This is a genomic window from Micromonospora sp. NPDC023869 (assembly GCF_055559695.1).
In genome coordinates this window covers 33,912-51,653 of record NZ_JBVHKD010000017.1, presented here as the reverse complement: position 1 = coordinate 51,653, position 17,742 = coordinate 33,912, and the positions used below count along the sequence as shown (strand labels likewise).

Sequence of the window (17,742 nt, the reverse complement as noted above, 5' to 3'; positions counted from 1 at the left end):
GCCGGACGGGAACGACCCGGGTGGCGACGACGACGCGCAGCCTGCCGTGTTGGATGGGGTGATGGCAACCATCGCGCGCCTGGCCGCAGGCTCCCGGATCGGGCTCGGACTGGCGGCCGTCGGCCGTCCGGGCTACATCAATCTCGGACGCGCCGCGGACCTGCCGGCCGATCGGACCGTCGAGGCGTTGCGCGCGCGTGCGGCCGAACTCCTCGATCAGGCGTACGCCGCCGGCGTCCGCTACGTCGACGTCGCCCGCTCCTACGGCCGGGCCGAGGAGTTCCTCGCGCACTGGCTGCGGAGCCGGCCGGACGTCGACGACGTGGTCGTCGGGAGCAAGTGGGGCTACACCTACACCGCAGGCTGGCGCGTCGAGGCCGAGACGCACGAGGTCAAGGACCATCGCCTCGCCACCTTCGAGCGGCAGTACGCGCAGACCCGGGAGTTGCTCGGCGACCGCCTCGACCTCTACCAGATCCACTCGGTCACCCCGGACAGTCCCGCGCTGCACGACGTGGCCCTGCACCGTCGACTCGCCGACCTCGGCCGGCAGGGCGTGCTGGTGGGACTGTCGACCAGCGGGCCGAGGCAGGCCGAGGTCATTCGCGACGCGCTCGGCGTACGCGTCGACGGCGAGCCGCTGTTCCGCAGTGTGCAGGTCACCTGGAACCTGCTGGAGCCCAGCGCGGGCCCGGCCCTGGCCGAGGCGCACGACGCGGGATGCGTGGTCATCGTCAAGGAGGCCCTCGCCAACGGCCGGCTCGCCGTACGCGAGGACGTCGGCGACGCGATCGCGCTCGCGGCGGCGCTGCACCAGCCGTGGGCGACGATCGTCCTGTCCGGAGCCGCCACCGGTGACCAACTGGCCTCGAACCTGCGGGCGCAGACGCTCACCGTCGACCCGGCCCGGTGGGCAGAGCTGGCGATGCCGGTCGACCGCTACTGGCAGGAGCGCGCCGCGCTGCCCTGGACCTGAGGCCGTCGAACGCGTCGACTGCGGGGCGCCGGCTGGCGCTGGTGCCCCGGCGGCCGGTCCGAGCAAGGTCGGGCCCGGCTAGTCGGTGAGGCGGGCGTCCCGTTGACGCGGTGAGGTGGTCGGGGTGATGACCTGCACCCCGCTCGCGGCGAGGGCGTCGCGCAGATTCGCCGGTGGCGCGGTGTCGGTGATCAGGTAGTCGGCGCTGCCCAGTTCGGATGCCTGCGCGAACAGCCGGCGGCCGAATTTGGAGGAGTCGGCGAGGATCGCCACCCGGGCGGCTCGCGAGATCATCTCCTGCATCATCGCGGCCTCGGCGAGGTTGCTGGTGGTGTAGCCGGCGTCCGCGTCGACCGCGCCCACGCCGATCAGCGCCAGGTCGCAGCTGATGTCCAGCTCGGCACCGCCACCGGCCCGGAAGCTCACCGGCCCGATGGTGGCGAGCGTGAGGGTGCGTACCGCTCCGCCGAAGACGTAGATGTCGCGGATCGCTGTGGGCGGCAGTGCGCCGGGCACCAGCAGGTTGTTCGTCGCCACCGTGAGGTCCCGGTGCTGGCCGAGGTTGCGGGCCACGGCCAGGGTGGTGGTCCCACCGTTGATCATGATGGTCGAGCCGTCCCGGACCAGCGCGGCGGCCAGCGCCGCGATCTTCTCCTTCTCCTGCTCCTGGAGGGTGAGCCGCTGGTCGACGGCGCGGTCGGTGCGGAAGACGGTGGAGAGGCTGACGGCACCGCCGTACGTGCGCACGAGGACGCCGTCGGCGCTCAGCTGGTCGAGATCGCGTCGGACGGTGTCGATGGAGACGCCGAAGCGCTCGGCCAGCTCGCCGACCGTCACCTGGCCGGTGTCGGCGACGTACGCGGCCAGTTGCGCCTTGCGTCCGGCGGGCAGATGCCGCTGTCGCTCGTCCTTGTCGACACTCATGGTTCCCCCTTGTCAATGCGGCAGTATGCCACAACCCCGCGTCGGTGCCGCGCGCAGCGGCAGAGAACGGCACTGAGCGGCATAGCCCAGTGGAGTGCATCGAAAGCGCAGCGTGCATCTTTACCTGCGGTGGAGCGTCCCGCGCGCACATCCGGCGCACAGCTTTGCCGTACTACGCGTTTTCTTGCTGTTCTCCTCTTGTCTTTGCCTGTAACACGTTGCTAACGTGACGCCAATCTCGCAGAGAAGCGAAGGATCTCGATATCGAAGGAGTCCCCCATGATGTTTCGTGCTACCCGGCTGAAGCGGCTGGTCGGGGTGGTGACGGCGGCGACGATGGTGGCGGCCGTGGCCGCCTGTGGTTCGGACGACGCCGCCTCGGACGGCAGCGTGACTCTGGAGTTCGCGCAGTGGTGGGGGGCCGAGCTGCCGGCCGGAGAATTCGACAAGATCATCGATGACTTCACCGCGCAGAACCCGAACATCAAGATCAAGCTGCTCAGTGCGCCGTACGCCTCGACCAAGCAGCAGTTGCTGACCGGCGCGGCCTCCAAGACCCTGCCCGACGTGGTGGGCCTGGACGGCGCCTGGGTCAACGACTTCGCCACGCAGGGCGCGATCACCGACCTGTCCGCGCTGATGACCGAGGCGGACTACGACGACAGCGAGCTGGCCAGCCAGGTGCAGGTCGACGGCAAGACCTACATGATCCCGGTGGTCAACTTCGTCTACCCGCTGTTCGTCAACATGGACCTGCTCACCGCCGCCGGCGTCGACAAGGTGCCCGCCACGCGGACGGAGTTCCTCGACGCCGCCAAGAAGATCAGCGCGGGCGACGGCGACGCCAAGGGTTGGGTGCTGCCGCTGGACACCGCCGTACCCAACGGCGTCCAGAACGACGTCATGTCCTGGCTCGGGGCCTCCGGCGGCAGCATGCTGGCCGATGGCAAGCCGAACCTGACCAGCGCGCCGGTCAAGAACACCATCGAGTACGTGAAGAGCCTGAACGACGCCGACGTCATCGCCCCCGGCTCGCTCACCATGAAAGAGCAGGACAAGGTCGAGAAGTTCACCAACGGCCAGGTCGGCATGATGATCGACTCGCTCGCGCACATCAACCTGATCCGCAAGAACAAGCCGGACCTGAACTTCCAGGTGGCGCCGCTGCCGGCCGAGGACGGCTACACCGGTGAGCGCGGCATCCCCTACGCCTCCTGGGGCATCGGCATCTCCGACTCCACCAAGCACAAGGCCGAGGCGTTCACCTTCGTCTCGTACCTGATGAGCCAGCAGACCAACGCGAAGCTCAGCACGATCGCCAACGGCTTCCCCGGCAACAAGACCGCGGAGCCCGACTTCGGCAACAGCGACCCGCTGTTCAAGACCGCCTTCGACATCTATCAGCAGGGCTACCCGGCCAACGAGTTCGTCGGACTGCCCAAGTCCGAGGACCTGATGCGCAGCTTCGCCGAGCAGCTCCAGCTCGTGCTGACCGGCAAGTCGAGCGTCGACGACGCCCTCGCCAAGGCGCAGGAGAACTGGTCCTCGGTAATCGGTTAGCCCGCCCGGGCGTCGCGCCGGACCCTCGGCGCGGCGCCCGACCAAGGAGACAGCCATGACCCTGACAGCACCGGAGACCTCGACGCGGGCCGCGCCGAGCACCACCGGGCGCTCCCGATCCACCCTGACCCGGCGCCTCGTCCCGTACGGCTATCTGTTCCCCACGATGCTGCTGGTCGTGGTCCTGATGGTCGTGCCCATCGTCATGGTGGTCGGCTACTCGTTCCGGGACAACGTGATCGTCCAGGAGAACTCGGTGTTCGCCGGGTTCGCCAACTACGCCACGGTGCTCACCGACCCGGCCTTCCTGGCCGCGCTCAAGAACACCGCCGTCTTCATCTCGGTCAGCACCGCGGCCCATCTGGTCCTCGGCCTCGCCTTCGCGATGATGCTCAACAGCCCGCTGCTGGGCGGCGTCACCAAGGCCATCTTCCGGATCGTCTACATCCTGCCCTGGCTGTTCACGATCGCGGTGATCGCCGTCATCTGGCGGCTGCTGCTCGACCCGGCCGGCGTGGTCAACCACGTGCTCCAGACCCTGGGCGTCATCCAGTCGGGCGTGAACTGGTTCAGCGACCCGGGCACGGCCCTCTGGGCGGTGACGTTCGTCAACATCTGGGCCGGCTACCCGTTCTTCATGATCAGCCTGTTGGCCGCGTTGCAGGGCATCCCCGGCGACCTGTACGAGGCCGCCGCCGTCGACGGCACGAACTGGTTCCAGCGGTTCGTGCACGTGACGCTGCCCCAGCTCCGGCCGGTGATCATCAGCATGGCGGTGCTCGACCTGATCTGGACCTCACACCAGTTTGCGCTGATCTGGATGACCACCGGCGGGGGACCGCTGAACACCACCGAGATGCTCAGCACCTTCACCTACAAGCAGGCCTTCAGCGAGTACGAGTTCGCCACCGCGTCGGCCGCCGCCGTGATCGTCCTGCTGCTCACCATGGTGCTGGCCTTCTTCTACGTACGCTCGCAAAGGGAGCGGTGAGACATGACCACCGTCAAGATGCGGCGTACCTTCGCCAAAGTCGGCGTCGTCACCGGGCTGGTCATCGGCGGACTCTTCGCCGGCCTGCCGGTCCTGTGGCTGCTCTCCACGTCGTTCAAGAGCAACGGCGAGGTCTTCCAGAACCCGCCGCAGCTCATCACCGAGGGCTTCTCGTTCGACGCCTACCGCGCGATCCTGGGCGACGCCGCCCAACTGCGCTTCTTCCTCAACAGTTACGTCGTCGCCTTCGCGGTGACCATCCTGACGCTGCTGGTGGCCATCCTGGCCGGGTACGCCTTCTCCCGCTTCGCGTTCCCGTTCAAGAAGACCATCAACGCCGCGATCGTCAGCGTCCAGGCGGTACCGCCGATCACTCTCGTCATTCCGTACTTCGGGCTCATCGTGGCGCTCGGCCTGTACGACACCTACCTCGGCCTGATCCTCACCCACATGGTGTTCACCCTTCCGTACGCGATCATCATGGTCACCGCCTACCTGAACACGCTGCCGCGCGAGCTGGACGAGTCGGTCAAGGTCGACGGCGGCAGCGGCTGGACCGCGCTGTGGCGGATCCTCGTACCGACCGCCGTGCCCGGCCTGATCGCGGTCGGTGTCTACACGTTCATGATCTCGTGGAACGAATACCTGTTCGCGCTCACGCTGACCCGCACCGACGAGATGCGCACCGTCCCCATCGGCATCCAGTTGCTGATGGGCCAGCACTCGTACGAGTGGAACCAGATGATGGCGATGAGCATCCTCGGGTCCATTCCCGTACTCCTGCTCTTCCTCTTCTTCCAGCGGCGGTTCATCGGCGGGCTCACCGCCGGCGCCGTGAAGGCCTGACCGACCGGCAACACCCATCAGTGACAAGGAGAAACGCGAACATGCTGACGACCGGTAAGGCGATCCTCGACGTCGCCAACGCGCACCACTTCGCCGTGCCCGCCTTCAACATCAGCGACTGGGCGATGTTCCGGGGCATCGTGGAGATCAGCGAGGAGACGGACGCCCCGCTGATCGTCGCGATCCACCCTGACGAGATGCGGCACATCGGCCGGGAGATGATCAACGGCGTCGTCGAGCGGGCACACCGCTCCAGCGTGCCGATCGCGATCCACTGGGATCACGGCGCCACCTACGAGCAGATCCTGCAGGCCGTGCAGTTCGGCTTCACCTCGGTGATGATCGACGGCTCGCTCCTGCCGTTCGAGGAGAACGTCGCCATCACCCGCAAGGTCACCGAGTCCGCCCACGTGCTCGGCGTGTCGGTGGAAGGCGAGCTCGGCACCATCGGCGGCAACGACAGCTACGCCGAGGCGGGCGCCGCCGAGATCATCTACACCGACCCCGACGACGCGGTCACCTTCATCGAGCAGACCGGTGTGGACAGCCTCGCGGTGGCCATCGGCACCTTCCACGGCATGTACCCGGCCCACCTCAAGCCGGAGCTGAAGCTCGACCTGCTCAAGGAGATCAAGAGCCGGGTGCAGATCCCGCTGGTGCTGCACGGCGGCTCCGGCAACCCCGACGACGAGATCCGCGAGGCGGCGCAGATCGGCATCAACAAGATCAATATTTCGACCGACATCAAGCTCGCCTACCACGCCAAGATGCGCGAGGTGCTCGGCAACGACCTGAAGACCCGCGAGCCCAACGCCATCCAGCCGGCCTGCATCGAGGCCATGAAGGTGGTCGCCGCCCAGAAGATCGAGCTGTTCGGCGCCGCCGGCAAGGGCTCGCTGTACTGACATGGCCGACGCGTCCCGTGTGGTCCTCGGCCTCGGCGGCTGCGTCGACTACGAGGTGACACTGACCACCGACGTGCTGGCGCGCCTGGTCGGCGACTACGACATCGTCGCCGCCGACCTGACCGCGTCGACGCCGGTGACCAGCGAGCGAGACCTCGTGGTGTCGATCCTCGGCTACGTCGCCAGGGGCGGGGGCGGCGAACACTTCGTCGCCTCCGCCCCGGTGCTGGAGACCTTCGCCCGGCGGTTCCCACACCGGGTGGCCCTGGGCGGCACCTCCGTGCGGGCCGGGATCCTGATGAGTCGACTGGGCATACCGTCGACGCTGCACCTGGTCACCGTCAACGACACCGTCCGCCGGCTCCTGCCGCACGACAGCGACCACTTCACCACCGCCACCGAGGACACCTTCTATCCACACCTCATCGTCCAGTACGACCAGGGCCTGCGGATACGCACCGACCGGCTCGACATCACCGCGCCGCACCCGAACCGGCTGATCTACGTCAACGACCCCGCCAACAGCGCCATGCTGCTCAGCGACGACCTCGGCCACCGGCTCAGCGGCGCGGAGGTGTTCCTGATCTCCGGGTTCAACGCCATGCGCTCCTCGGCGCAGCTCGACGACCGGCTCACCGAACTGCGTGCCCACCTGCGCCACCTGCCACCCGGGGCGGTGACCTACTTCGAGGACGCGGCCTACCACGAGCCCGCGTTCAGCGGCCAGGTCCGGGACGCGCTGCTCGACGTCATCGACGTGTACGGCCTCAACGAGGACGAGATGCAGTCGTACCTCGGCCACCCCGTCGACCTGCTCTCCCCGGCCGAGGTCGCGGACGCGCTCACCGCGTTGCACCGGCTTATCCCGGCACCGACGCTGGTCCTGCACACGAAGTACTGGGCCGCCGCGTTCGGTCCCGCCGCGACCCGCTACGCCGACGCCCTCGACACGGGCACCGTCATGGCCGCCGCCCGCTACTGCCACGGCGACGACGTCACCGACACCGACGTCGCCCGCCTGCGCGCCCGGCCCCGCCGGCCCGAGTCGGTGGCCTTCGCCGCCGCGGTGCGCACCCGGCTGGGCGACACCGTGCACTGCGTGCCCGGCTTCGCGCTCGACGTCCCGAACCCCACCACGGTCGGCCTGGGCGACACGTTCGTCGGCGGCTTCCTCGCCGCGCTCGCCGCGACGGGCGCGACCGCCCCGCCACCCCCACCACGAACGGACTGACCACCGATGACCGTCGAGGTCCTATCCGCCAACCAGCCGGAGACCTTCTATCGGGGTGCCGGCCGGATCGCCGACTTCCGCACCGTGCCCGCGTCGCCCGACCGACCCGAGGACTGGGTGGGCTCGGTGACCACCCGGTTCGGCCTGGGCCCGTCCGGGCTGTCCACGCTCGCCGACGGGCGCGTGCTGGCGGAGGCGATCGCCGCCGACCCGCGCTGGTGGCTCGGACCGGGACGCACCGACACGGGCGTACTCGTCAAACTGCTCGACGCCGGCCAACGCCTGCCGCTGCACGTCCATCCGGACCGCCGGTTCGCCACCGCCCACCTGGCCTCGCCGTACGGCAAGACCGAAGCCTGGGTGATCGTCTCGGCCCGCCCCGGCGCGTACGTCCACCTCGGCTTCTCCCGCGACGTGCCCGCCGACGAACTGGCCGGCTGGGTGACCGGGCAGCGAACCGCCCAGATGCTCGACGCCACCAACCGGATCCCGGTGTCGGCCGGCGACGCGATCCTCTGCCCGGCCGGCCTGCCGCACGCGATCGGCGACGGAATCCTGCTCGTCGAGGTCCAGGAGCCGACCGACTTCTCCGTGCTGCTCGAGTACGACAGCTTCGGCCTCGCCGACGGCCACCTGGGGATCGGCTACGACCTCGCCCTGCAGTGCGTGGACCGCAGCAGGTGGACACCGGACCGACTCGACCGGCTGCGCGGCGGGCACCGGCTGCTGCCCGAGGCCGCCGACGAGTTCTTCGCCGCCGGACGGCTGCACGGCGGCGACCGACTGGAGCCGGACTTCGGCGTCCTGGTCGTGGTCGCCGGGGACGGCAGGCTGACCGGCGACCACGACGACCTGGCGCTGCGACGGGGCGACACCCTGCTGGTCCCGTACGCCGCCGGCCCGCTGCGCGTCGACGGTCACGTCGAGGTGATCCGCCTGGCGGCGTCGCTTCGATCGGCTGCCTGATCGACGATCACTGTCGGCCGGGCAGAACCCGCATCGCTGCGGCGCCGATGTGTGACCACCGTCACGGTGATCCGGGACCCGATCCCGGTCCGCCCGTCGTCTTACCCGGTGTGAGTACCGGCATGGACGCAGCCGACGAGGGCGAACTCGTGCGGCGCGTCGCCCGTGGTGATCGGCGGGCCTTCGACGAGCTGTATCGGCGTACCTCGCCGTGGCTGGAGGTGCGCCTGCGTCGCCGGTGCGCGGACCCCGACATCGTCGCCGAGGTCCTCCAGGACACCTACCTGACCGTCTGGCGGGCCTCGGGCACCTTCGCCGGAGTGCGGAGCGGAAGCGGCGGCGCGGCGCGGGGTACCGCGGTGGGCTGGCTGTGGACCATCGCCGCCCACCGACTGGTCGACGCGTTCCGTCGCCGGGCCCGCACGGCGCAACTGCCGCAGGTGCCACTGACGCCGACCACGGCACCCGCCGCCGAGGACGAGGTGATGGCGGCCCGGATCGGGCAGGAACTCGAACAGGCGCTGCTCACCCTGCCGCCCGAGGTCCGGGCCGCCCTGCGCGCCACCGTCCTGGACGGGCTCTCGCCCCGAGAGGCGTCCGTGCTGCTGGGCGTACCCGAGAACACCGTCAAGTCCCGTGTCCGCCGAGCCCGGATCGCGCTACGGGAGGCCCTGTCATGACTTCCCACCCGACCCTCACCCAGATCGAGCGGTACGCCACCGCCGACCCCCGCCTCGACGAGCCCAGCGTCTGGGCCGTCGAGGTGCACCTGGAGGACTGCGCCGACTGCCGGGCCCGGCTGGCCGGCAGCACCACCGTCGACACGCGTACCGTCCTCGCCCAGGTCGCCGTCACCCTGGACCGGGAGATCGCCGCGTCCCCGGCCCCGGCCGCCCGCAGCCGGTCCTGGACGGTGCTGCGCCGCCGCTGGCTGGCCGGCACGCTCGTCCCCTGGCTGGCCATGACCGCTGCGGTACTCGCCTGCGCCGTCCTGCTCAGCGAGTTGTGGACCGAGTTGCCGTCGCTGGTGCTGCTGCTCGCGCCGCTGGCCCCGTTGCCCGGCGTCGCGGTCGCCTGGCACCGCCGGGCCGATCCCGCCTGGGAACTGATCGCCACCACCCCCGGCGCCGGCTTGACGACCCTGCTGCGACGCACCGCGACGGTGCTGGTGGTCGTCATCCCACCCCTCGCCCTCGCCGGCTACGGCACCGGCGTGCCACCGGCGCTGACGCTGTTGCCGTGCCTGACGTTCACCGCCGCCACGCTGGCGCTGGGCAGTCTCGTCGGCGTACGTCGGGCCGCGTTCGGACTGGTCGCGGTATGGACGCTCGCGGTGATCACACCCAGCCTCGCCGCCGCCCGTACGCCACTGGTGCTGACCGAGGAGAGCACCGGCATCTGGGCACTGACCACGGTCGCTCTGACCCTCACCGCGCTGCTGCGGGCCGACGGGCTCCGACGACTCGCCCAGCAGTAACACCGTTCCGCCCACCGGACGCGCGACGCCGCGTCCCGCTCCACCGACCCCGAACGAAGGAGGATGCCGATGCGTGCCCTGAGCGCGGCCGAAACGGCCGTCACCACCAATCCCTGGGCTGTCCACGCCGAGGGACTGCGGGTCCGCGCCGGACGGCGTCTGGCCGTCGACGGCCTCGACCTGGCCCTGAACATCGGGGTCCACGGACTGCTCGGCCCCAACGGCGCCGGGAAGACCACGCTGATGCGGTGCCTGGCGACCGTCCTCGCGCCGGCCGCCGGGCGCCTGACGCTGCTCGGACACCCGGTCGACGGCCGCGCCGACCTGCGGGCGGTCCGCCGTGGCCTGGGCTACCTGCCGCAGCACTTCGGCTTCTATCCGCGCTTCACGGTGCGGGAGTTCGTCGGATACATGGCCTGGCTCAAGGAGATGCCCAAGGCCGCGATCCCCGCGGCGGTCCAGCGGGCCGTCGACCGGGTCGGCCTGACCGACCGGGCCGACGCCCGACTGAAGACCCTCTCCGGCGGCATGCTGCGCCGCGCCGGCATCGCCCAGGCCATCGTCAACGACCCGCAGCTCCTGCTGCTCGACGAACCCACCGTCGGCCTCGACCCGGAACAACGACTCGACTTCCGCGAACTGCTGCGGGACCTCGGCACCGACAGTTGCGTCCTGGTCTCCACCCACATGGTCGAGGACGTGGCGGCGGCCTGCACCGACGTGGTCATGGTCAACGAGGGACGCCTGGTCTGGCAGGGCACCGCCGAGGCGCTCAGCGCCCAGGGCGACCAGAGCCACCCGGGCGACAGCCCGACCGAGCGGGGCTACTCCGCCATCCTGCGCCGGCACCGGGCGGAGGCCGCCCGATGAGCATCCTGGGAGTCGAACTACGCCGCTCCGCCGCGCTCGGTGCCGCGCTGATCACCGTGCTCGCCGGAATCGGCGCACTCTATGTCGCCCCGGCCCGCTGGTCCGGCGGCTGGATGTCGCTGGCTCTCATCACCCGCGAGTACCTGCTGCTGATGTGGCCGTTGGCGCTGGCCGCAGGCGCCTGGCAGGGCCGTCGGGAACACCGGTCGAACGTCGGTGAGCTCTTCGGCACCACCGCCCGGCCCCGGGTCCAGCGGATGGTGCCGGTTCTCGGCGCGATGGCCCTCACCCTCGGCACCGCCTACCTGCTGGTGACCGCGGCGGGTGCCGCCCGGATCGGCACCAGCGCCGGCTATCTGCCCCTGCTCGGCTTCGCCGTCGTCACCGGCGTCGGCGTGTTGTCCCTGATCGCCGCGGCCTGGCTCGGTCTGGGGATCGGGCGTCTGCTACCCGTTCCGGCGACCGCGCCCGCGTTGGGCGTGGCCGGCGTCCTGATCGTCTCGGTCAGCATGTTCATCCGCCCGGACTGGCTGGCCGCGGCGGTGTCCCCGATCTACGGCACGAGCCAGTTCCACGCGTACCAGACGATCGACAACCGGGTCAGCGGTGCGGTGGCGATCTGGCTCGCCCTGCTCGCCGTCGCCGGACTGGTGCTGTTCGTCGCCGGTGGCCGGCGAGCCCGTACGGCGGCGCTGGTCCCGGTGCTGCTCGGGCTCGCCGCGGCAGTGGCGGTCGTGCCCCGGGACCCGGCGGTGCTCGACGCTCCGGTGGACCCGATCGCCCGGGAACTGGTGTGCACCGACGATGCCCCGACGGTGTGCGTGAGCCGGGTCAACACCAAGCTCCTCGACGACCTGACCCCGTTGGCCCGCGAAGGTCTGGCGGCGTTGGCGAAACTCCCGGACGCCCCGACCGCCGTGCACGAGGACACCTCCACGTACGGGCGCGGCGGGGCCACGCCGTCCCGCGACGACGTCGTCGAGGTACCGGTCCGGATCGACAAGTTCGGCGGGCTCGCGCACCCGGGCGTCGTGACCGTCGAGGTCGTCCGAGGGCTCGGCGTCCCCATCGACATCGAGTGCCGACAACACCACGAGGCGGTCGAACGGGCGGCGGCGTACTGGCTGCTGGGCCGCGAGCCGCAGTCCGACGTCGGGCTCATCCCCGGAATGATCCAGGAGGACCCCGAACTCAACCCGGAGGCGCTCGCCCTGTGGCAGGGGCTGCGCGAGGTCTCCGCCGAGGAGGCGCTGGCCCGGGTGACGGCGGTCCGTGACGCCAAACGGGACTGCGAGGACACGAGCGAACTGCTGACCCGGAGCACTCGGTGACCTGGACGCTGCTGTACCTGCGCTCCCGGCGCGTACCCCTGGCCGTGGCCGTGGCCCTCGGCGGCGCGGCGGTGATCTGGACGCTGTGGCTGACCATCGCCGACGAACGCGACGTCGCCCCGACGACGGTCGTCCTGACGGTCCTGCTGATGGTCGCGGTGCTCTCGGCCACCCTGGCCGCACCCGACGAGAACCTGGACCGGACCGCCTCGGTGCGGTGGCCGCCACGGCGTGCGGCACACCTGCTGGTCGGCCTGCTGGTCGTCCTGCTGGCCCTGGTCGCCACGCGGTACACCGGGGCCCGCTTCGGGCCGGCCACGCTGGTGTTCCGCGACGCCGCGGGCCTGCTCGGACTGACGGCGCTGTGTGCGACGGTGGTGGGCGCCGGTCGATCGTGGTTTCTGCCGCTGGGCTGGACCAGCGTCGCGGTCATGTATCCCCAGACGGGCACCGGGGGAGCGGTCCTGACCTGGCAGGGCCAGCCGACCGACAACACTGCGGCGACGGTGACGGCGGCGGTGCTGGCCCTCGGCGGGCTGATCGCCTACTCGCTGGCCGGCCCGGCCCGCAGGGAAGCCACCGAGTCGATCCCCTGAGGCGTCCCCCGGCTTGGGGCGAAGGATTGATACCCTTCGAGGAAATCGAGCTCGTGCTGCTCGTCATGGAGGTCATCATGCGCCTGCGCCGCACGGTCGTGTCCCTCATCCTGCTGGCCGCCGCCGGGGTGGTCGCCGCCCTCGGTGTCGACCAGGCCCGGGAGATCTCGCACCTGGCGGGATTCACCTGGTCCAACTGACCCGACGACACCTGCTCGCGATCGTGGAGTGCGAACGATCGCGAGCAGGTGCGGGATGAGCGTGGTGTTCACGCACGACGCCAGCGACACCGGCTGGCGTCAGCGGTTCTGGCTCAGCCGGGACTACCTGCCCGAGGTCGCCGGCCTGGTGGTCGGCCGCCCCTCGGTGGACGAGTTGGCCCGCGCGATCGGGGCTCGCATGGAGCCGGTGCTCGTCCCGTGGGACTGTGCCGACGGTTTCTTCGAGGCGTACTGGCGTCGGCCCGAGGCGTACCTGGAGTAGCAGGTCCGTCGGGCGGTGTCGGTGTGGACCCGGGTCGGTCCGGCAGCCGAGCAGCGGGCCGTCCGTGCCCTCCGGCAGGACCTGTCCTCGGGCCGGTGGGCCGAACGCAACCGCGAGCTCGTCGACCTCGACGCGGCCGAGCTGGGCCTGCGACTTCTCGTGGCCTGAGGTTCAGCACCCGGAGCGGGGATCGGCTCAGGTCGCGGTGAAGACGACCGCGCGTCCGGCGGCGAGCAGAAGCGTAACCTATGGGTTACGCTTTAGTCGTGGACGAGGTGACTGCGGCGATCGCCGATCCGGTGCGCCGGGAGATCCTGCTGATGCTGCGCGACGAGTCGCTCTCGGCCGGGCAGATCGCCGACCGGTTCGTGATCAGTCGACCGGCCGTCAGTCGTCACCTGCGCGTGCTGCGGGAGGCCGGTCTGGTGCGCGACACGGCCGACGGACGTCGGCGGGTCTACACCCTGACCACCGCGCCCCTCGACGAGTTGGTCGGGTGGTTGGGGCGGCTGATGCGCCCGTCCCGATGGCAGCAGCACCTCGACGCGTTGGAGACCGAGGTCTTCCGCACCCGCCGCGAGCGGCGCACCACCTCGACCGCGCAGCACCCATCGACGAAGGAGACAGCGTGACACCGACCCCGACCGGCCGACTGTTCGACCGCGACCTCGTGCTCACCCGCACGTTCCGCGCACCCATCGCCGACGTCTGGGCGAGCCTCACCGAGTCGTCACGGACGGCGCGCTGGTTCGGCCCGTGGCGGGGCGACGCGGGGCCCGGCCGCACGATCGAGGTGCAGATGGCATACGAGGAGGACGCACCCTGGATGGACGTGACCATCGAGGCGTGCGAACCGCCGAGCCGGCTCACGGTCTCCGCGGTGGACGAGGAGGGCAGCTGGCATCTGGACATGGCGCTGTCCGAGGACGCGGGCGTGACCGAGCTGCGGTTCACCCACCACCTGACCGCCACCGACCACGTCGGCGAGTCCGGGTCGGGATGGGAGTACTACCTCGACGCGTTGGTGGCCGCGCACACCGGTCAGCCGAGGCCGAACTTCGACGACTACTACCCGGCGATGAAGGAGTACTTCGAGGCGCAGCGGTAGGCGTACCCGGGCGGGGGGTGGCCCGCCCTGCCAGGACACGTTTTCCCGAGATGTCGCGACATCGCCGGATGCGCCGACCCGTGGCGACGGCGGAAGAGGTCGACAATCCTCTATGGGTTGGGCGATCGCGTCCGCCTGGGGGAGGGGTGCGGGGATGAGTGGACCGGCTGGGCAGGCGCAGGCGGCTCTGGCCCGGTTCGTCGACGACCTCAGGCGCCTGCGGCAACACTGCGGGTCCCCGTCGCTGAACACCCTGGTGGCCGTGTCGACGGCGCTGGGGTCACCGCTGGCCCGCTCCACCCTCAGCGACAAGCTCAACGCGAAGTCGTTGCCCGAGTGGCCGTTCGTCGTCTCCTACGTCACCGCCTGCCTGGCCCACGCCGAGCAGTCCGGCGTCCCGGTGCCGACCGAGATGGCCGAGCTGAGCCGCTGGGACGCGGCGCACTGGCGACTGTTGCGTGCCGTCGACGCCGGTCGCGCGGAGGACCGGCTCCGGGCCGCCGCCCACGCGCAGCTCGCCCGGCGCGCCGAGGACACCGCCCCTCGCGTGACGCCGCCGGTGACACCCCGGCAGCTTCCGGCGGCCGTACCCGTGTTCGTGGGCCGGCGCACGGTGCTCGCCGGGCTGGCGGCACTGGTGGCACGCCGACCCGGCGAGCCGGGCACCGTGCCGGTCGCGCTGATCAGTGGTACGGCCGGCGTCGGCAAGACCGCGCTGGCACTGCACTGGGCACACCGGGTCGCCGACCGCTTCCCCGACGGGCAGCTCTACGTCGACCTGCGCGGGTTCGACCCGGACGGGCCGGTACCGGAACCGGCGGAGGTGCTGCGGGAGTTCCTGGAGGCGTTCGGGGTGTCCACGCCGCGCGTCCCGGCGGGACTGAACGGCCGCTCCGGGCTGTTCCGCAGCCTGCTGGCCGACCGGCAGGTTCTCGTGCTGCTCGACAACGCCCGTGACGCCGCGCAGGTGCGTCCCCTGCTACCCAACTCGCCCGGGTGCCTGGTGCTGGTGACCAGCCGCAACCACCTGCCGGGACTGGTCGGCATCGAGGCTGCCCAACCGTTCGTCCTCGCGCCGCTGTCGCCGCCGGAGGCGTACGAGTTGCTCGCGGCCCGGCTCGGTCCGGACCGGACGGCCGGCGAGCCGCACGCGGCGGCGCGGATCGTCGCCGCGGCGACCGGACTGCCGCTCGCGTTGGCCATCGTGGCGGGACGGGCCGCCACCCGGGCCGGACTCAGCCTCGGCCGCCTCGCTGACGAGCTGGCCGAGCCGGGGCGCCTCGACGGGTTCACCGGCGGCGACCGGACCCTCGACATCCGCGCGGTCTTCTCCTGGTCGTACCGGAGTCTCGACGCGACCGCGGCGTGGGCGTTCCGCCTGCTGGGGCTGCACCCCGGGCCGGAGGCCACCGTCGCGGCACTGGCCAGTCTCACCGGCGTGTCCGCCGGGCAGGCGGGACGGACGCTGACGGCGCTGGCCGACGCGAACCTGGTCTCCGAGCCACGGCCCGGCCGGTACGCCCTGCACGACCTGTTGCGCGCCTACGCGGCCGAGCAGGCGACCACACACGACCCCGATCCGGTACGCCGGGAGGCCCTCGGCCGTCTCCTCGACCACTACCTGCACACCGCGTACGCGGCCGCGCTGCTCCTGTACGACCACCGCGACCCGATCGACCTCGTCCCGGCGCGCGTCGGGGCGGTGGTCGATCCGCCGGCCGACCGTGCCGAGGCATGGCACTGGCTCGTCCGGGAACATCGGGTGCTGCTCGCGCTCGTCGCCCTCGCCGCCCAGACTCGCTTCGACACGCACGCCTGGCAGCTCGCCTGGACCCTGAACACCTATCTCGACCGCATCGGCGCCTGGCCGGAGCAGTTGGTCGTGCAGGAGTTGGCGTTGGTCGCCGCAGCACGGGTGGACGACCGGGACGGCCAGGCCCGCGCCCACCGGAACCGGGCCGTGGCCTGCCTACGGCGTGAGGACCACGAGCAGGCACGGTCCCATCTGGACGCCTCGTTGGCGCTCTACGCCGGGCTCGGTGACGCCGTCGGCAGCGCCCGGGTCCAATTGAACCTCGGCATCCTCGCCGAACGGCAGGGGCGGCTGCGGGATGCCCTCGACCAGGCCCGGCAGGCGCTGGAGCTGTTCACCGAGGCGGGGAACGTCGGCGGCCGGGCCAACGCGCTGAACAACATCGGCTGGTACCACAGCCAGCTCGGCGAATACCCGCAGGCGTTGGCGCACTGCCAGCAGGCGTTGGCGCTGCAACAGCAGGTCGGCAACCGCTACTGGCAGGCGCACACCTGGGACAGCCTCGGTTACGTGCACTACCGGCTGGACCGGCAGCCGCAGGCGATCCGGTGCTATCACCAGGCCCTGGCGCTGTGGCGGGAGGCGGCGGAACGCTATTTCGAGGCGACCACGTTGACCCACCTGGGCGACAGCCACCGCGCGGCCGGCGAGCCGGAGTCCGCCCGTACCGCCTGGTGTCGGGCGCTGGAGATCCTGGAGCAGCTCGACCACACGGACGCCGCGCAGGTCCGGGCGCGGCTGACCGCCGCGCCGGCCCGGTCGGCCTGACCGGGCCGGCGCGAACGTGGATCGGCCGTGGGCGGCGGTCACCGCCACTGCGCGTAGTTGGTGAGGGCCTGCTGCGTCAGTCGGGTGACGACGCTGTTGGTGTGGACCGGTCCGGTGCCACCCACGCCGCTGGCCAGGATGCCCAGGGCGGTGAGCGTGGGCGGGCAGGGGCAGGGCGGCTTCGGCCAGGGGAAGTCCAGTCGCGGCGGCAGCGGGCACCAGTCCTCCGGGTCGGGGGTGTAGGCGACGGGGCTGCCGTCCTGTCCGCCGCCGAAGCTGTGCGACGTGTAGAGCTGCGTGACGGTCTCGGCGCGGATGCGGTCGGTGCTCGCCCACTGCCCGGTCCGGTCCGCCGGATACCCGTGGGTGACGGTGCACGAGCCGGTCAGGGGCTGGGTGGTGGATCCGAGGTCGTACCAGCCGGTGCTGTTGCCGACGGCGCAGTTGAGCTGCACGGCCCCGTAGTCGTGGGCCGGGTCGCCGCCGCCGGGTGCGTAGATGGAGCCGGTCCAGTTCTGCGGGGCGAAGAGGCGGGTCGCCGCACACGAGCCGAAGGGCGCGGTCGTCCCGTTGTGCCCCGGGTACGCGACGATGTTCGTCCGCCAGCCACCGCCGGAACCTCCGGTGTGCACGCAGTGCCCGGCGGTCGCCACCGTGCGGGGGCTGATCATGAAGCCGCTGCACCGGCCGCCGGGGAACGTCAGCAGCACGGTGGCGCTGGCGGGATACGTCGTGGTCGACGTGACCGGAACCCGGTTGTCCGGTCCGGAGCTCGTCGCGGCCGCCGCCGGTGCCGCCGCGAGGGCGGTGGACGCGAGCGCCACGGCGGCCAGGGCGACGAGCGCCCCACTTCTTCTCGGCATCGGTTCTCCTTCGTCGGGGGTGGTGGCCCGGGTG

18 protein-coding genes and 1 pseudogene are annotated in these 17,742 nt (G+C 71.1%); 17 read left to right on the top strand and 2 right to left on the bottom strand.

Annotated elements, in window-relative coordinates:
• The first annotated feature begins 61 nt into the window (after positions 1 to 61).
• The gene (locus tag ACZ31C_RS30260; RefSeq protein WP_465798177.1) at positions 62 to 976 is read left to right on the top strand and encodes an aldo/keto reductase; all 915 of its coding nucleotides are present in this window, start codon (positions 62 to 64) and stop codon (positions 974 to 976) included.
• 78 nt (positions 977 to 1,054) lie between these two features.
• Here ACZ31C_RS30260 and ACZ31C_RS30255 read toward each other — a convergent pair whose 3' ends face one another.
• Positions 1,055 to 1,900: a DeoR/GlpR family DNA-binding transcription regulator gene (locus ACZ31C_RS30255; protein WP_465798176.1), complete on the bottom strand. Its 846-nt coding sequence runs from the start codon at positions 1,898 to 1,900 to the stop codon at positions 1,055 to 1,057.
• A gap of 279 nt (positions 1,901 to 2,179) precedes the next feature.
• Between ACZ31C_RS30255 and ACZ31C_RS30250 the strand changes: the two genes are divergently transcribed.
• From ACZ31C_RS30250 to ACZ31C_RS30175, 16 genes and pseudogenes are all read left to right on the top strand, one after another.
• Complete coding sequence (locus ACZ31C_RS30250; RefSeq protein WP_465798175.1) at positions 2,180 to 3,460, top strand: ABC transporter substrate-binding protein; 1,281 nt, start codon at positions 2,180 to 2,182, stop codon at positions 3,458 to 3,460.
• 55 nt (positions 3,461 to 3,515) lie between these two features.
• On the top strand, positions 3,516 to 4,451 hold the full coding sequence (locus ACZ31C_RS30245) for a carbohydrate ABC transporter permease (protein WP_465798174.1): 936 nt from the start codon (positions 3,516 to 3,518) through the stop codon (positions 4,449 to 4,451).
• Between the two features lie 3 nt (positions 4,452 to 4,454).
• A complete protein-coding gene (locus ACZ31C_RS30240) occupies positions 4,455 to 5,297 on the top strand; it encodes a carbohydrate ABC transporter permease (RefSeq protein WP_465798173.1) in 843 nt (280 codons plus the stop codon).
• Between the two features lie 41 nt (positions 5,298 to 5,338).
• Entirely contained in the window at positions 5,339 to 6,202 is an 864-nt protein-coding gene (locus ACZ31C_RS30235; protein ID WP_465798172.1) for a ketose-bisphosphate aldolase, read from the top strand.
• Between the two features lies 1 nt (position 6,203).
• Positions 6,204 to 7,433: an ADP-dependent glucokinase/phosphofructokinase gene (locus tag ACZ31C_RS30230; RefSeq protein ID WP_465798171.1), complete on the top strand. Its 1,230-nt coding sequence runs from the start codon at positions 6,204 to 6,206 to the stop codon at positions 7,431 to 7,433.
• A 6-nt stretch (positions 7,434 to 7,439) separates the two neighbouring features.
• Complete coding sequence (locus ACZ31C_RS30225) at positions 7,440 to 8,399, top strand: class I mannose-6-phosphate isomerase (protein WP_465798170.1); 960 nt, start codon at positions 7,440 to 7,442, stop codon at positions 8,397 to 8,399.
• 122 nt (positions 8,400 to 8,521) lie between these two features.
• A complete protein-coding gene (locus ACZ31C_RS30220; protein WP_449945993.1) occupies positions 8,522 to 9,079 on the top strand; it encodes an RNA polymerase sigma factor in 558 nt (185 codons plus the stop codon).
• On the top strand, positions 9,076 to 9,876 hold the full coding sequence (locus ACZ31C_RS30215) for a hypothetical protein (protein ID WP_465798169.1): 801 nt from the start codon (positions 9,076 to 9,078) through the stop codon (positions 9,874 to 9,876). Before ACZ31C_RS30220 ends, ACZ31C_RS30215 begins: the two co-directional genes overlap by 4 nt.
• 69 nt (positions 9,877 to 9,945) lie before the next feature.
• On the top strand, positions 9,946 to 10,746 hold the full coding sequence (locus ACZ31C_RS30210; protein ID WP_465798168.1) for an ABC transporter ATP-binding protein: 801 nt from the start codon (positions 9,946 to 9,948) through the stop codon (positions 10,744 to 10,746).
• Positions 10,743 to 12,077, top strand: a complete 1,335-nt coding sequence (locus ACZ31C_RS30205) for a hypothetical protein (RefSeq protein ID WP_465798167.1) — start codon at positions 10,743 to 10,745, stop codon at positions 12,075 to 12,077. The genes ACZ31C_RS30210 and ACZ31C_RS30205 overlap by 4 nt, the downstream gene beginning before the upstream one ends.
• Positions 12,074 to 12,673 (top strand): hypothetical protein, encoded by a 600-nt coding sequence (locus tag ACZ31C_RS30200; protein WP_465798166.1) that lies wholly within the window; start codon positions 12,074 to 12,076, stop codon positions 12,671 to 12,673. Before ACZ31C_RS30205 ends, ACZ31C_RS30200 begins: the two co-directional genes overlap by 4 nt.
• Positions 12,674 to 12,726: 53 nt before the next feature.
• Positions 12,727 to 12,873, top strand: coding sequence for a hypothetical protein (locus tag ACZ31C_RS30195; protein WP_465798165.1), 147 nt, complete (start codon positions 12,727 to 12,729; stop codon positions 12,871 to 12,873).
• Positions 12,874 to 12,934: 61 nt separating this feature from the next.
• A pseudogene (locus ACZ31C_RS30190) lies at positions 12,935 to 13,324 on the top strand (MerR family transcriptional regulator); the annotation flags it as partial.
• Between the two features lie 98 nt (positions 13,325 to 13,422).
• A complete protein-coding gene (locus ACZ31C_RS30185) occupies positions 13,423 to 13,788 on the top strand; it encodes a metalloregulator ArsR/SmtB family transcription factor (protein WP_465798164.1) in 366 nt (121 codons plus the stop codon).
• Positions 13,785 to 14,264, top strand: a complete 480-nt coding sequence (locus ACZ31C_RS30180) for an SRPBCC family protein (RefSeq protein ID WP_465798163.1) — start codon at positions 13,785 to 13,787, stop codon at positions 14,262 to 14,264. Before ACZ31C_RS30185 ends, ACZ31C_RS30180 begins: the two co-directional genes overlap by 4 nt.
• 154 nt (positions 14,265 to 14,418) lie before the next feature.
• Entirely contained in the window at positions 14,419 to 16,845 is a 2,427-nt protein-coding gene (locus ACZ31C_RS30175; RefSeq protein WP_465798162.1) for an ATP-binding protein, read from the top strand.
• Between the two features lie 38 nt (positions 16,846 to 16,883).
• On the opposite strand, the gene ACZ31C_RS30170 is transcribed toward ACZ31C_RS30175, so the two are convergent.
• On the bottom strand, positions 16,884 to 17,708 hold the full coding sequence (locus tag ACZ31C_RS30170; RefSeq protein ID WP_465798161.1) for a trypsin-like serine peptidase: 825 nt from the start codon (positions 17,706 to 17,708) through the stop codon (positions 16,884 to 16,886).
• Positions 17,709 to 17,742 lie beyond the last annotated feature (34 nt).